Origin of the sequence: Janthinobacterium sp. EB271-G4-7A, from assembly GCF_020858075.1 — a bacterium.
GTDB lineage: Bacteria > Pseudomonadota > Gammaproteobacteria > Burkholderiales > Burkholderiaceae_D > Janthinobacterium > Janthinobacterium lividum.
Window position 1 is genome coordinate 117,871 of sequence record NZ_JACYMI010000005.1, and the last position, 14,914, is coordinate 132,784.

Annotated in this window: 13 protein-coding genes; 1 reads left to right on the plus strand and 12 read right to left on the minus strand. The window is 63.2% G+C overall.

Annotated features, from left to right (window positions below):
- Positions 1-6: 6 nt before the first annotated feature.
- The 6 genes from IGS58_RS25380 to IGS58_RS25405 form a co-directional block, all read right to left on the minus strand.
- Positions 7-1,026 carry a DUF4424 family protein gene (locus tag IGS58_RS25380; RefSeq protein ID WP_230523016.1) on the minus strand — a complete coding sequence of 340 codons (1,020 nt, stop codon included), beginning with the start codon at positions 1,024-1,026 and terminating at the stop codon, positions 7-9.
- Positions 1,026-3,857, minus strand: coding sequence for an ATP-binding protein (locus IGS58_RS25385; protein WP_230523017.1), 2,832 nt, complete (start codon positions 3,855-3,857; stop codon positions 1,026-1,028). The genes IGS58_RS25380 and IGS58_RS25385 overlap by 1 nt, the downstream gene beginning before the upstream one ends.
- A gap of 8 nt (positions 3,858-3,865) precedes the next feature.
- Positions 3,866-4,612, minus strand: a complete 747-nt coding sequence (locus IGS58_RS25390; protein WP_230523018.1) for a hypothetical protein — start codon at positions 4,610-4,612, stop codon at positions 3,866-3,868.
- Entirely contained in the window at positions 4,605-5,975 is a 1,371-nt protein-coding gene (locus tag IGS58_RS25395; protein WP_092608970.1) for a hypothetical protein, read from the minus strand. The genes IGS58_RS25390 and IGS58_RS25395 overlap by 8 nt, the downstream gene beginning before the upstream one ends.
- A 224-nt stretch (positions 5,976-6,199) precedes the next feature.
- Complete coding sequence (locus IGS58_RS25400) at positions 6,200-6,964, minus strand: DUF3108 domain-containing protein (protein ID WP_230523019.1); 765 nt, start codon at positions 6,962-6,964, stop codon at positions 6,200-6,202.
- On the minus strand, positions 6,965-8,083 hold the full coding sequence (locus IGS58_RS25405; protein WP_230523020.1) for a DUF3108 domain-containing protein: 1,119 nt from the start codon (positions 8,081-8,083) through the stop codon (positions 6,965-6,967). It lies immediately after the preceding gene.
- 149 nt (positions 8,084-8,232) lie between these two features.
- Here IGS58_RS25405 and IGS58_RS25410 point away from each other — a divergent pair, with 149 nt between their 5' ends.
- The gene (locus IGS58_RS25410; protein ID WP_070257723.1) at positions 8,233-8,937 is read left to right on the plus strand and encodes a PhaM family polyhydroxyalkanoate granule multifunctional regulatory protein; all 705 of its coding nucleotides are present in this window, start codon (positions 8,233-8,235) and stop codon (positions 8,935-8,937) included.
- 21 nt (positions 8,938-8,958) lie between these two features.
- Here IGS58_RS25410 and IGS58_RS25415 read toward each other — a convergent pair whose 3' ends face one another.
- The 6 genes from IGS58_RS25415 to IGS58_RS25440 all read right to left on the minus strand — a co-directional run bounded on the left by IGS58_RS25415 (position 8,959) and on the right by IGS58_RS25440 (position 14,908).
- Positions 8,959-9,222 carry a hypothetical protein gene (locus IGS58_RS25415; RefSeq protein ID WP_225317168.1) on the minus strand — a complete coding sequence of 88 codons (264 nt, stop codon included), beginning with the start codon at positions 9,220-9,222 and terminating at the stop codon, positions 8,959-8,961.
- A gap of 16 nt (positions 9,223-9,238) precedes the next feature.
- Positions 9,239-10,969: a response regulator gene (locus IGS58_RS25420; RefSeq protein ID WP_230523021.1), complete on the minus strand. Its 1,731-nt coding sequence runs from the start codon at positions 10,967-10,969 to the stop codon at positions 9,239-9,241.
- Positions 10,970-10,980: 11 nt separating this feature from the next.
- Positions 10,981-11,700, minus strand: a complete 720-nt coding sequence (locus tag IGS58_RS25425) for a sensor histidine kinase (protein ID WP_230523022.1) — start codon at positions 11,698-11,700, stop codon at positions 10,981-10,983.
- Positions 11,701-11,856: 156 nt separating this feature from the next.
- A complete protein-coding gene (locus IGS58_RS25430) occupies positions 11,857-13,662 on the minus strand; it encodes a family 2A encapsulin nanocompartment cargo protein cysteine desulfurase (protein ID WP_230523023.1) in 1,806 nt (601 codons plus the stop codon).
- Entirely contained in the window at positions 13,637-14,566 is a 930-nt protein-coding gene (locus tag IGS58_RS25435; protein ID WP_034784363.1) for a family 2A encapsulin nanocompartment shell protein, read from the minus strand. Before IGS58_RS25435 ends, IGS58_RS25430 begins: the two co-directional genes overlap by 26 nt.
- A gap of 117 nt (positions 14,567-14,683) precedes the next feature.
- Positions 14,684-14,908, minus strand: coding sequence for a helix-turn-helix domain-containing protein (locus IGS58_RS25440; protein WP_034784364.1), 225 nt, complete (start codon positions 14,906-14,908; stop codon positions 14,684-14,686).
- Positions 14,909-14,914: the final 6 nt, after the last annotated feature.

Below are 14,914 nucleotides of genomic sequence, written 5' to 3' on the forward strand. Positions count from 1 at the left end.
TTCTTTCTATTTCGTCAGCAAATAATTGCTACGCAACGCAGGCGCCTCGCCCGTATTCCCGCTGCCATTCTCGACATTGCCGAAATATACGTTCAGATCCTGCTGCGGGCGGAAGTTGCGCAGCTTGACTTGCAAGGTGGTGGGATTGATCTTGGTGAACGTGCCGGGAAAGCACAGGCTGATCAGCTCATCCGGCTTGCCCTTGACCAGGTTCAAGGTAAAGTCTTCGATGCCATTCTTCCAGGTGTTGCCCGTCTTCAGGATGTACGAGACCCATTTGGCATTGACGAAGCCGCTCTCGCCTTGCTGCGCCGCCAGGCGGTTCCACGTCTTGTAGAAAGCCTTGTCGCCACAATACTTTTGCTCAAACTCCTTGCCGTCGCCCAAGTAGGAGGCACCGGGGCCGGCGGCCACGAAAGGCGCATATTGATGGCGCACGCGCACCGTTTTACCGGCAGGGAATTTCTGCCGCCACTGGTAAACCACCGTCACGGACCAGGCCGGCACCCATTCTTCGTCTTCGGACAGCTTGGCCAGCAAGCCTTCGGCGATCATGGCTTTTTGCTGCGCGGCGCTCAAGGGCGCCACCTTTTTTTCGAACGGGCTGAAGGACGGAAAATAAGCGACTTGCGCGTCCGACAGGCCTAGCTGCGCCAGGCGCGCCGTCACGTCACGGCCGTCGAGTTTGGCGACCAGCACGGTCTGGTAATCCTTGCGCTTGCCGTCGACCTCGATCGAGAACTGCTGCGGCTGGCCGTAATACGTGGGCGACTGGTGGTAGCCGGCCTCGTAGGCAGGCAGCGGAAAGATGATGGTCTCTTCCACATCGCTTTTCGATTCGTTGAGAAACTCGTACTCGACCTTGATCAAGTCCGGGCTGACAGTCAGCACCTCCTTTTTCATGGCCACAGCGTCGCTCTTGCCGACGATAATGCCGCCGGTACCGACCGAGCCGATGCCGTCGTTGGCCGTTGCCGGCGCCGAACACGCCAGCGCGGCAGATGCCAGCAAGGTGCGCACCAGCATCACGCCGCCTTGCCCGAGACGGGATCGACCCGGCGCTGCAGCACGAAAATCGGTTGCGCCCATTGGGTATCCTTTTTCTTCTTGCTGGTAATCAAAGTCAGCTCCGACGGATCGTAGACATCCGTGTTGTGCGTCAACGGCGTCGTCATCAGGTATTGCGCTTCCGTGTTTTTCAGGAACTCGCCGACCAATTGAATGTTGCGGATATCAAGGTGGGCAAACGGTTCGTCGATGAAGACGAAGCCGCCGGAACCGTCTTCCGATTTCAGCAAGCCGATCAACAGCACCAGCGACTTCATGACCTGCTGGCCACCCGACGCTTCTCCGTCATTCATGCCGATCACGCCCTTGCCATCGAACTTGAAGCGCACATGCAAGCCCGCCTGCGACAGCTGCACATCGTCGTTTTCCAGGCGCACGGGGTCGGCATGCACTTCGATGCCTGCCAGTTCGCCCAGCTCCTTGATGTTCTTGCTGTACGTCTTGATGGTGTAGCGCAAGCGCTCCATGTAGGCGCCGCGGGCATTGCCCGTCGCTTCGATGGCCCGGTTGTTCTGGTAGCGGCGCTCGTCCGTTTCCGACTGGCGGCCATGCAGCTGGTCCGACAGGCGGTGATGCTGGTCGATGACGGTGGCGTCGAGTTCCCAGTCGTCGCGCGCCAGGCTGTTTTGCAGGCTGGCCACGCGCAGATCGACCTGGTGCGCATTCTGGTGCTCGGCGACGAGCGCCGCGCGTCGGCCCGGCCTGCGCCAGCTTTTCGGCAAGTGGCGCCATGCATGGCGCAGGGCCAGCAAGGCGCGCGCATGCTCGGCGCGCTGTTCGATCTGCTTCTTGTAGCCGAGGCGCGAACCGGCTTCCGCTTCCGACAAGGCCAGGCGCGCGTTTTGCCACACGGTATCGGCACGCGTGCGCGCCACGGTGGCGTTCTTCGTCAGGTTTTGCAGCTCGCCCAGGCGCCCGCCCACTTCCAGGCGCTCTTCCTTCAAGGGCTTCGAATTGCGCAGCGCTTCGGCGAATTCTTCCTGGCGCGCACTGAGTTCCTTGGCCGCGTCGACGCCGGCGATGCGCGCTTTCAAGGCGCCCACTTCTGCCGCCAGCTTCGAGATCGCCAGGGTCAAGGTGTCTTCCTGGCCTTCCAGGCCCGGCAAGGAGCGCAGCAGCGCTTCCAGGCGGCCGCTGCGACCAGCCTGGCCGAAGCGGTAGCGCGACGCTTCCACGAACAGCGAGCGGCCGCCGCGGCGTTCGCGGTGATACGCCTCGGGCGTGATCCACTCTTCGTGGTTGCCCAGCTTGAAACCCGCTTCGACGGAGTCGACGCGGGAAATGCGCGACAGCTGCTCGATCAGCCAGCTGGGCACGGGCGCGGAAAATTTCACCACGGCCAGCAAGCTTTCGTCTTTTGCCACCGGCGCCGTGACCAGGTCCGGCACGATGAAGTGGCGATAGCGTTCCTTCTCGGCCAGGCGGTAGGCGGCAGCCGCATCCTTGGCCTTGTCCAGCAGAACCACCGAGGCGTAACCGCCCAGCACGCCTTCGACGGCTCCCTGCCAGCGGCTGTCCGTCACTTCGACGATGTCCGACAGCATGGCGTGGCTGATTCCAGCATCGCGCAGCGCGCGGCGCATGCCGCGCACATTGTCCGGCTCCGGCATGGCCGTCTTGCCTTGCAGCGCGGCAATCGTCGCCTGCTCAGCGGCGATACGGGCCGACAGGGCGTCGCGCTGCTGGCGCTGCTGCAGCAATTGCGCTTCCTTCTGTTCCAGCTGGGCCGCCACTTCGGCGATGTCGCTGCCCGAGTCGGCCGCCAGCTTGTGCAGACGTTCCTTCTGTTCCAGCAGGCTGTCCAGCGGCTTCAGTTTCGCATTGATCAGGGACAAACGGCTCTGCAGACCGATCGATTCCTGCTCCAGCAGGGTCTCGTTCATCTGTGCGTCGGACAGGGCCTTCGCCTGCGCGGCCAGCGCATTGCGTTTATCGGTCAGCTGCTGGTCCGCCTGCGCCATCGGTTTGCGCGCATCGCGCAATTGCCGGCTGGCGATGGCCGCCTTTTCGCGCGCCTCGTGGTACTGCAAGCTGGGCAGCACTTCTTCCAGCAGGTTGCGGCGCTCTTTATGCAGCCCTTCCCACTGGTGGTAATTGGCCACGCGCAGGCGCAAGCCTTCCAGGTTGGTTTTCGACGCCTCGAGTTCCGTCTCGAAGCGTTTCAGCTCCACTTCCGTATCGCGCTGGTGGCGCTTGGCTTCGTCGTAGGCGTCCAGCACTTCCTTGTCGCCAAACACCTGGAACACCAGGTCGAGCAGCTGGCGCGGCGCATATTCGCACAATTTGTCCGTCTCGCCCTGCTCCAGCGCCAGCACCTTCGACATGGCGGGCGACAGGCCCGCATTGGCCAGGCGCTTGCGGTAGTTTTCCACGCCCAGCCAGTCGTTGGCATCCGTGATGTCCTCGATCTGCACATTGCCCGGACGCATCAGATACTGGCGCTTCCAGTCGCCGCCGTTCTTCTGGATCTGGCAAAACAGGGTCACTTCATCGTCGCTGAAGAAGCCGGAACTGCGGAACGGGCGGTTCGACAGCTGCTTGCCCACGTTCTTGTTGTCGACCACGGCGCGCAGCCAGGCCGTCTGCTGGCCCGAGTGGCGCGCATAGTGTTTATACGTGCGGCCCATCGAGCAATCGAGGCCAAACAGAGTGCGCAAGGCGTCGAGCAAGGTGGTCTTGCCGGAACCATTCTGCCCCGCGATGGTGATGATCTTCGCGTCGAGCGGGATGTTCTTGATGCGCTGCCAGTAATCCCAGTGCACCAGTTCAAGTGATTTGATATGAAACATGGGCGCTTTCAGTGAGGGAGGTCGGACGCGGGCTCGTCGCCGGCGTCAGGCAGGTCGCCAATGTCGGCGGACAGGTCGTCTGCCAAGTCGGCGTCGAGCAGTGAATCGCCGCTGACGGCCACCAGGCGTGCCGGTGCCCGCTTGAACACGTCGGCCAGGGCGCCATTGATGATGCGCTCTTTCAAGACGTCCGTGTCCATCATCAGGTCCAGCAGCGGACCTTCCAGGATGACATCGCCGCGCCGCTCGATAAAGCCCAGCTTGGCCAGGGTGCCCAGGTTCATGTCCATGCGCGTCTTCTTGCCCAGCTTGTCGCCGAAGTCGGACAGCAGCGCCTTGTAGGAAATGCCGATCGACGCGTCTTCCGCGCGCGGCAATGGCTTTTCCGTGCCGAACATATCGTTCTGGTCGTCGTCCGCGTGCTGGTGCGTTTCCTGGCGTTCGCGCTTGGGCAGGATGATCTGCGCCCACAGCACCACCAGCAAGGCCACACCATCGCGCGCCAGGCCGAAATTATTGTTTTGCCACACGTCGCGCGCGCCGAAGATCTTCGGCTCGATAGTGCGCGTCAGGGCCAAAGTCACATGGTCGGCATACACGTTGTCGAGCAGTTTCAGGCCGCAGGCCAGCAGGCGCGCATCGATCTCGGCGCGGAACAGCTCGTCGGACAGCACGCGCTTGACGAGCTTGTCGTCGCGGCGCAGGGTTTGATGCGTGAGCAGGCGCGCAATCAGGATTTGGGAATCGTCATTCATCGGCGGTGCCGCTATCTAAATCAAGTGAAACATTCAGTGAAAGCGAGGCGATCGACATGGCCGCCACGTGGGGGTCGGTCAGTTGGACCATCTCGTCGGTCGGTGTAAAGGTAATCGGCAGACGGGCCAGTTCCGCCGTGGATCCCTGCAAGCTCGCTTCGGACACGTCGCCCAAGAGCGGCAGCATGGAGGCGCGGTACGAGGCCACGGCAAAGCTGGCCGGCAGCAGCGAGTCCTGCACGGGCACCGATTTCGGCCCCTCTTCGCCGATGCTGGGGAAATTGCCCAGGCTGGCGAAGTTCGACAGGCGTTCGAGCAAGTCATCGAGTTCAAGCTGCATGGCGGGTCCGTCGCTGATGGTGGTGGGCGCGTCCTCGCCGCTGGGCAGGCCCGTGTTGATGACGCCTGCCGCCCGTTCGGACAGCAGTTCCGTTTCCGCCACGTCGATCATCTCGGCCGGCGTGGAGAACAGCGGTACGACGGGCTGGTCGATGGCGCCCTCGGCCAGGCTGGCCAGGTCGTCATGCAGCAAGAGCCAGCGCTTGATGTCCGTGGTCGACAGGCCCGATTGGCCCAGGTGCACGCGCTGGCGCTCGATCTGGTTCAGGGCGCGCGAAAACATGCCTTGCATGTTCAACAATTTACTTTGTGCGCGGCCAATCGCCTGCGCCGCCTTGTGCGTGGCGCTGTCCGCGTTTTCGTCGGAAGTAATCGCCACAAGAATCTCGGAACCCTTCTCGACCCAGTCGCACGCCATGTTCCACTTCGCCTGCGCCGTGCGCAAACGGAATTCGGAACCGGAAGCGATGGCGTCGGAGAATTCTTCCGTCAAGTCCACCAGGCGGCCCAGCAAATGCTGGAGTTGCTCGACCGACACGCCGCCGACGGCTTGCGCGCCCGCCACCTGCGACAGCAGGAAACCCATTTCCGCTTCATCTTCCGTCTGGCCCAGGCCCAGCAGGCTGTCGATGGCGGACAGCACATTGCGCGCCATCGGCGTCACGCGGTACACGCCCTGCTGCGCATCCCACGCCAGCAACTGGTTCGAGCGCAGGCGCAGCAAGACCGTTTCCAGGCTTTCCGGCAACAGATACGCCAGTTTCGTATTGATATCGGCGCGCGTATAGGCGGACGTGGCCGCATCGGACGCGAGTTCGCGCAACACCAGCAGACGCACCAGCACGCCATCGAAACCGCCGTGGAACAGGGCCGTAAACACTTGCAGCAGGGGCTGCGCCCGCTTCAAGTGAAATACCTGCTCGATCTCGTCGGCCGAAATATTGGGCTGGAAATGCGCCTGCAAGGAATCGTGATGCTCTTGCTCTGTCTGATTTGCATCCGTAGCCACGGCTGCACTTGCCATTATATCAATCATTCTTTTCCGGATGAGTGTTCAGCGGGCGGCGCTGCGGGCTAACGCGGCGCTGCGGGGCGGGGGCGTCAGTATATCAGTTCTGACATGCAATTTAGCGCATGGGAGGGGGCGGTGCGGACACGGCGCAACACGGCCGGTGCGCCGTGCCGGGCCAGGAGGATGAAATGGGGGGCCAAACGCGGCATGCCTGGACCCAAACCATTAGTGAACACTCACTTCTTGACGATCTTTTGCAGGGTTTGCTCGACGTAGTCGCCGTCTTCATCGGCGAACGTCACCTTCACCGGATACCATTCCAGCGACGGCGCCAGCCACAGGTCCACTTGCTGGCCCTTCTTGTCCGGCGGCGGCGCCTTGACCAAGTGCACGGCCTCCACCAGACCCTGGCCGGTGGCGACGGTCTCCTGCTTGACGACCTTGAAGGTCCACGGTTCGGCGTCGTGGCGGCCGGCAACGAAGAAGCTCCATTCCGAACCGGGCGTGAATTTTTCGGGCGCGGCGCGCGCCACGCTGACCAGTTGCCATACGGTGCTGTTGCGGTCCTGCTCGCCGCCTTTCAGCGGATAGCTGTCATCGCCCTCGCTGAAGACGATGGTCTTGCTGTCGCGCTTGAAGGTGGTGGTAGCCGCTTCCTTGCGGAAACGCTTTTCCACGAACTGCGCCGGCGCCAGGCCGAAATCGTCGACCGTGCCTTCGCTGCGCTGCTCGAGGATCTTGCCAAACAGGGCCGCCTTGGTTTCGGCCAGCAGCGAGTACTTGCCGTCGCCGGCGCGCCAGTTGCTGACCGATTCGCCCGACAGCGCAATACCGCGCTGCTTGGCCTTGATCGAATACACGAGGTCGGCCGATGGCGCCAGCTTGTACGGGCGTTTGATGACGGGATGGTCCACGGGCTCGTCCGCCGCCATGGCGGGCGTCAGGGTGGCGGCCAGCAGGCTGGACGCCAGGATGCGTTTCAAGGTAGTCAAAGTGGTCATTTATTTTCCTGTTGATTCATTTACGGAGATCTTGGTCACGGTTTGCGTGGTCAGCGCCCCGTTCGCTTCGGTATTGCGTATTTGTACCGGATACCATTGCATCGATGGCGCCAGCCAGATATCGAGCTGCGACGAATACGTGCCGGGCTTCGGCGGCCGGCGCAAATGCCAGGTCACCAGCCGCCCCATCTTGGTCTCCAGTTCTTCCTCGCCCACCAGGTGGAAGCGGAACACGGTCGCTTCCTTTTCCTCGCCGACGAGAATGTCGATATTGCCCACCAGCTGGTTGACGTCGGCGCGGCCGATGGCGGCCAGCTGGAACGGCACCGTGGCCTTGTCTTGCACCCCTTCCTGCCATGGCGCCGTGGCCGTCGTGGCCGAAAACGTGATGGCCTTGGCGTCGCGGTTGAAATGCGTGGCCGTTTGCGCGCGGCCCTTGCGTTTCTCCGTGGCCGTGACGGGCACGATGCCGCTGCCATCGATCACGCCTTCGCTGGTCAGCACCAGCAGGTTGATGCGCGTGATCAGCATGCTCAAGCCCACCTCCAGCTTCAGCTGATACGCGTCGCCCCGGTTTTCCCACGCCATCGCGGCCACGCCCTGCCACTTGGTGCCGTCCGCATCGCGCCGGTCCACGTGCAGGTCGAACTGGGCCGACGCGGGCGCATTCGTCTTGTAGTGCCGTGCCTGCTCGACGGGCGGTGGCGGCGGCGCGCTGGCCGGCACGGGTGCCGCTGCCACGGCCGGTGCGGGCGCCGTGATGGCCGGCGCAGCCACCGCGGCCGGCGCGGTCGTGGCCGGGCCTTCCGGCACGTCGCTGACAGGCGCCGTCAACTGCGGCGTTTCGCTCGACGCCAGCTCCGTCAGCGGCGGCGGTGGCGGCGGCCTGGGCTTGGGCACGGGCCGCAGTTCGGGCGGCGGTGGCGGCGGCGCCGGCAGGGGCTGGATCGGCTCGGCGATCAAGGCCATGCTGACCACCTGTGCATGATCCTGCCCCAGCGGCACCATGCTGGCATGCGAGGTGAGCCATTCCAGCGCCACGTAATGCAGTGCGCCGATGACCGCGACAAAGATGACGGTACGGCGGCGCGGTGACGAAAAGAAGGAAGCAGGCATCATGAGGCGTAGTGTAACGCTTCCGCCCCGCTTCCAGCTTCTTGCCCGTGCTCAACTCTTAATGTTTTATGTAAGAAAATGTTGGCGGCATTGCGTCAGTTGCAAGCCGATATCTGCTACGCTAAGCCTATCCATCTACTAGGAGATTTCGCATGGCAAACCCGCAAATGCCCCAAATGCCGGGCGCAGCAGTTGTGACCGATACGCTCGACTTCGTCAAAAACCTGTGGGGCAGCATGAGCGTGCCCGGCATGGGCGTGCCTGGCATCACGGCGCCCACCATGTCGGTGGAAGAGCTGGACAAGAAAATCAACGACTTGAAAGCCGTCGAAGCGTGGCTGAACCTCAATACCAGCATGCTGCGCGGCAGTATCCAGGCGCTGGAAGTGCAGCGCGGCACCATCGCCACATTGAAATCGATGGGTGCATCACTGGCGGCGGCCATCACGCAACCGGGTGCCAGCGAGAAAACCGTGTTTGAATCGGTACCCTACGCTTCCGCGTTTTTCCAGCAAGCCGCGCCTGCGGCGCCTGAACCGAAACCGGCGCCCGCACCTGCGCCCGCACCGGAACCCGCTGCGGCGGCGCCCGGCGATGCCGGCAGCCAGTTGGCCAACCCAAGTGCTTGGTGGAATTTGTTACAAGATCAGTTCAAGCAAGCCGTATCGACGGCCATGTCGCCCGATACGGCCAGTGCGGCAGCGGCCAGCTTTGGCAGCGTGAGCAAAGCCAAGCCAGCGGCCAGCAAGCCGGCCAAACCTGCAGAGGCAGGCACGGCAGCCAAGGCCAAGGCCCCGCTACGCAAGGCGCCCGCGAAACGCGCGGCACCCAAGGCTAAAGCGCCAGGCAAGGCCTGATGCTGCAAGCCGGCGATATGATCAGGCGATACGATGAATGCGGATCGCCTCGATCATGTTGTCGGCCTGGCGTTTTACGTCACCGATCGTGATCAGGCCTTCGTCAGCCAGCGCCTTGGCGTGCTCGTACGAAGACTGGAATGTTTCCAGCGTGTCTCCCTTGGCGGCGACCGGGCGTACCCAGGCAATACTGCCGACTTTCATTTTTTTGTACACTTCATTGACCACATCACGCATAGTTTCTTCCTTATTGTTGTAAAGCAACTCAAGCACGGGCGAACCCACGCTGGCCCCTAGTTTATCATCCGGCACGCTCGCGCATGGATTTTCCGCCTTTTTCCGGCGTCGGCGGCGCTTTTTCCGCGACCACGACGGCCTCTTCCGGCCCGGGCGGCGGCGTCAGTTGCACCAGTTGCTCCATCAATTGCGCGAAGCGTTGCTGCCCTGGTGCAATTTTGTCTACATACAACAACACTTCCATGGCCTCGGCCGCCAAGTCGGCCTGAAACCCGCGCTGCTGCAGGAAGGACACGATGATTTGCGCGGAATTGAACAGGATGCGCAAATTGTTCGGCAGTTTTTCGCGCGCCGCGCGCATCCAGGCGACCGCTTCGTTGAGCTTGTCCGTCTTCCACAGCAGCACGCCCTTGTTCATCAAGTCCGACGCTTCCTTGCGCGAAGCGATGATCAGGCTGGTGCCTTCGTCGCCCATCTTCGCCTTGTCGAAAATCTTTTGCACTTCGTCCTGCACCACCTGGTTGTCGTGGTTGTTCTTCACCACGTAGCACAGCAGGCCGGCCGGCGCATCCTTGACGCCGACGGCGAACAGCAAGGTGGCCAGTTCCATGCAAATGCTTTTCTCGGGCCGCGCCGGGTCTTCAAGCAGCATGGCTTCGAGATCGTCGCCGCACTTGCGGGCGCGCCGGTAATCGCCCGTTTCATGGTGCACCATGCCTTCCGTGATCTTCGCGCGCAAACCAATCTGCTCGGGCGAAAATTCGCGCTGCGCCAGCAACAGCCATTGCAGCGCCTCCTTGGCATCCTTCTTCAGGCCGCACACGCGCGCCAGGCCCAGATAGGCGTCCGGCGTCTTCATGACGGAAAACTCGCCGATGGAAATACACTTGCGAAAGGCCTTTTCCGCCATGCTGACATTGCCGACCTTCAAGGCCGCCAGTCCCAGGTTGCGCTGGCGCGGCACGGAATTGGGCGACAGGCGCGCCGCCTTTTCCAGCACGCCGCACGCTTCCTCGTGCTGCCCCATCAACTGGTAGGCGACGGCCATCTGGTCGTAGGCGTCGATGTAATACTTGTTTTCAACGATCACGCCCTGGAAGATCTGCCGCGCCGCCTCGTGTTCGCCGTTATTCATGCGGATCTTGCCCAGACCCGCCTTGGCCCAGCTGTAATCGCGCTCGGCCAGCACTTTCTCGTACACGGCGCGGGCCTTTTCCGGTTCGCCGCTCTTCAGCAGCAAACTGGCCTTCATGCGCAGCAGTTCCAGCTCGTGCAGCTTGTTGAGCTCGATCTGCGCGTCGCACAGCTTGGCCGCGCGCAGATAATCCTTTTCCATGCAAGCCTGGTCGATCTCGCGAAATACCTGCTTCTTGTGCCATACGCGGTTCAGGCGCGTCAGCAGCACGCCTTCCGTGATCGGCTTGATCAGGTAGGCGTCGGGCTGGTGCTCGGCCGCGCCCATCACGGATTCCACGCTTTTCTCGGCCGATACCATCAGCCAGACGCTGGACGGCGCCGTCAGGTTGCGCACGCGCGTCTCTTCCAGCACTTGCTGGCCATTCTTGCCTTCGCCCAGGTTGTAGTCGCACAGCACCACGTCGTAGCGCGTCTTGGCCAGCAGCTTCATGGCTTCGCCGCCGCTGGCCGCCTGGTCGATATGGCGCGCGCCCAGGTTGCGCAGGGATTCGCGCAGCAGGATGCGGATGCCGATGAAGTCGTCGACCAGCAGATAATGTTTGTCGGCCCAGTCGGTGCTGCCCGCTTCGGCGGCGGTGGCGTGGCTGTCTGTCGTCATGGATTCCTCGTTCAGGGCAGGCGCAGGAGGAAACAGCCGCCGCCCAGGGCGCCGCCGTTTTCCAGCGCGATGCTGCCGCTGCTGCCCCGGTGCTTGTGCATCTTTGCCACTTCGCTGGAAAAATACAGCCCCAGTCCCGTGCTGTTGGTGGAAAAGTTCACGCCGGCCGCCATGCCATCCATGGCCGCGCTGCCCGCGTCGAGCAAGGCCTGCGTATAACCGTCGCCATTGTCTTCCACGCGCAGTTCGAGCAAGCCATCGGCCTCGCAGACCGACAGGCGGATCGTGTCCTTCGTGTAGCGGATGGCGTTGTTGATGGCGTGCGCGAGCACGCCGATGACCAGGTCTTCATCGAGGGTCCAGATCAGCTCGGGCGGACAGGCCGTCTCCAGCTGGATGCCTTTCGAGGCCAGCAGGATCTTTTCCTGGTCCACCACCTGGTCGACCACCTGGCTGACCAGCTGCGGCTGCACATCGAACGGGTAGCCGGGCTTGCCCACTTCCTTGTACAGGGCCAGCAGCTGGATCAGGTTATCGTTGAGGCGCTTGGTCTGGTACAGCATCTGCGCCATCTGCAGGTAGGCGGGGTCGGCCTGGGGCGAGGGCTTGGCCTGCTCGGCCGCCAGCAGCGACTCCAGGGTGCCGCTGACAACGCTGATCGAGTTTTTCATGTCGTGCACGGTCGACGCCAGGAACAGGAAAAGCTCGGGCGAGCTGTGTTGATCTTCCACCGGATATCTCCTTGGGCCGCAGCTTGAATATTGCCAAGGATAAATTATACCGCCAGCATGCGCGCGCCTGCCAGCCGCGCGTAAAGTCCCTGACTTGACGCAACAATGCCGCCCCCGCTTGCGCAAGGGCGGCATTGGACGGCCAAGCCGGCAAGATCAGCGGCGTGCGGCCGCCAGGCGTTTGACCACGACGATCATGCGGTCGATTTCCTCATACGTATTGTAGAAGGCGAACGATGGCCGCACGGTCGCTTCGACGCCGAAACGGCGCAAAATCGGCTGGGCGCAGTGGTGGCCCGAGCGCACGGCGATGCCCTCGTCGTTCAGGGCCCGCCCCACTTCCGCCGGCTCGTAACCGGCCAGCACGAACGAGGCCACGCTGGCCTTGTCAAACGCCGTGCCGATCAGGCGCACGCCAGGAATCGCTTGCAAGTGGTGCGTCGCATATTCCAGCAGCGCGTGCTCGTAGGCGGCGATGTTTTCCAGGCCGATGCGCTGCACGTAGTCGATGGCCGCGCCCAGGCCGACGGCATCGGCAATATTGCCCGTGCCCGCCTCGAAACGGTTCGGCACGCCCTGGTAGACGGTGCGCTCGAACGTGACGTCGGCGATCATGTTGCCGCCCCCTTGCCATGGCGGCAATTGCTCCAGCAAGTCCGCCTTGCCATACACGGCGCCGATGCCCGTCGGACCGAACACCTTGTGGCCCGAGAAGACATAAAAATCGGCGCCCAGCGCCTGCACGTCCACGCGCAAATGCGACACGGCTTGCGCGCCATCGACCAGCACGCGCACGCCGGCCGCGTGCGCCAGCGCGATGATCTGCGCCACGGGCGTCACGGTGCCCAATGCATTCGACACCTGCGTCACGGACACCAGCTTGGTACGCCCGTTGAGCAGCTTGCGGAATTCATCGAGCAGTATCTGCCCGCTGTCGTCGACGGGAATCACGCGCAGGGTCGCGCCCTTTTCCGCCGCCAGCTGCTGCCACGGCACGATGTTGGCGTGGTGCTCGAGCTGCGAGACGATGATCTCGTCGCCGCTGCCGATGTATTTGCGGCCAAAGGTATTGGCGACCAGGTTGATGCCTTCCGTGGCGCCACGCACGAAAATGATTTCATTGGGCGAAGCGGCACCGAGGAACTGCGCCACCTTGGCGCGTGCCGCTTCATAGGCATCGCTGGCGCGCGCCGCCAATGCGTGCGCCGCGCGGTGGATGTTCGAATTCTCGTGCGCATAGAAATACGACACCCGGTCGATCACGGACTGCGGCTTGTGCGTGGTGGCAGCATTGTCGAACCAGGCCAGCGGCTTGCCGTTGACCCGTTCGGCCAGCACGGGGAAATCGCGCCGCACGGCATGCACGTCGAACGGCGCCGGCGTCTGGTGCTGGCCAGGCTTCGCCGCCGAAGGCAGCTCGGTCTGGAAATAGAACGCGGGCGGGCTGTTAGCCGGCGATACGGGCAGCTGGCGCGCGGGCGTCTGCTGCGGCGTGGCAAACAGTCCCCGCACATCGTCGGGCGCGGCTTGTCCCAGCCCCTGCTGCGCCAGGCCGTCGAGCTTGCCGTTCGACGCGGGATAGCCATGCGCGCCGCCGACAAAATAATAGGGCGACGGCGCACTCAGGGCGGACAGGCGTGGCGTCGGCACGGAGGCCGGCGCCGGCGCAATCGGCGACTCCAGCGGCGCCGTCACGGGCGGCACCTGCGCCGTCGCCACGCCGGGGGCGATGGCGGCAAACGAAGGGCCGGGCTGCGGCGGCGGCCGGTTCGCATAGCGGGGCGCCGCATCGAGCACGCTGCCGGAACCACCGAGGCTGGGCGACTTGTCAAGCACAGGCGCCAAGCCCGGCAGGCGGGCAAAGAATTCACCGGCCAGGCGGTTCAGGGTCGCTTCATCAGGTAAGAACGGGACGGCAGGCAAGCCCGCCGCGCCATCACTTGTAGGTGTCTGGGTAGTCATGGTATTTACCGATCTCCACGTCTTCCAGTACGGCCAGCGCATCGTCGGTCAGCACGGCCAGCGAGCAATACAGCGAAATCAGATAGGACGAAATCGCATGGCGGTTGATGCCCATGAAGCGCACGGACAGGCCCGGGCTTTGCTCGCCCGCCAAGCCAGGCTGGAACAGGCCGATCACGCCCTGCCGCTGTTCGCCCGCGCGCAACAAGATGATTTTCGTCTTGCCGTCTTCGATCGGCAGTTTGTCCGATGGCACCAGCGGCACGCCGCGCCAGGTGAGGAACTGGGAGCCGAACAGGCTGACGGTCGGCGGCGGCACGCCGCGGCGCGTGCATTCGCGGCCAAAAGCGGCAATGGCCAGCGGATGCGCGAGGAAAAAGCCCGGCTCCTTCCACACTTTCGTCAGCAGTTCGTCGAGGTCGTCCGGCGTGGGCGCGCCCGTCAGGGTGAAGATGCGCTGGTCGTCGTGCACGCTGGCCAGCAGGCCGTAGTCGGGATTGTTGATCAACTCGCTTTCCTGGCGCTCCTTGATCGTCTCGATGGTCAGGCGCAGCTGCTCCTTGATCTGGTCGTGCGGGCTGCTGTACAGGTCCGACACGCGCGTGTGCACGTCGAGCACCGTGCTGACGGCATTGAGGAAATACTCGCGCGGCTGGTCGTCGTAGTCGACGAAGGTTTGCGGCAGTTCCGACTCGTCGCGCTGCGAGCAGGCGACGCGCACGTCCTTCGGATTCTTCACGCGGTTCAGGCGGTAGATACCCGCTTCCACAGGCAGCCATTGCAGCAGGTGCACGAGCCAGCGCGGCGTGATCGTGGATAACTGGGGGACGCTCTTGCTTGCATTGGCCAGCTGGCGCGCGGCGTTATCGCCCAGCGCGAACTGGTTCTCTGTTGCTTCTGCCATGACTACTCCTGATGAGAAAAGTGAATATGCTTATCTGAAAAACGAATAAAGTATCGGACGTCTCCCCTCTTCTCTCAACATGCTATCGCCATCAACGCGGCGTTTAATCGACCCGCTTCAATCCACCAATTCCGGCTCGCAGCGCGCCATCAATCCCGCCAGGCCGATGCCCAGTGCGCCGGCCAGCTTTTCCACCGTCAGCAGCGACGGCGTGGCGGCGCCCCGTTCGATCTCGCCGATGAACGAGCGGTTCAAGTCGGCCGCTTCGGCCAGGCGCTCCTGCGACCAGCCATGCCCTTCGCGTAACTGGCGCACGGCCAGTCCAAACTGTTTGATCAACATGCTGTC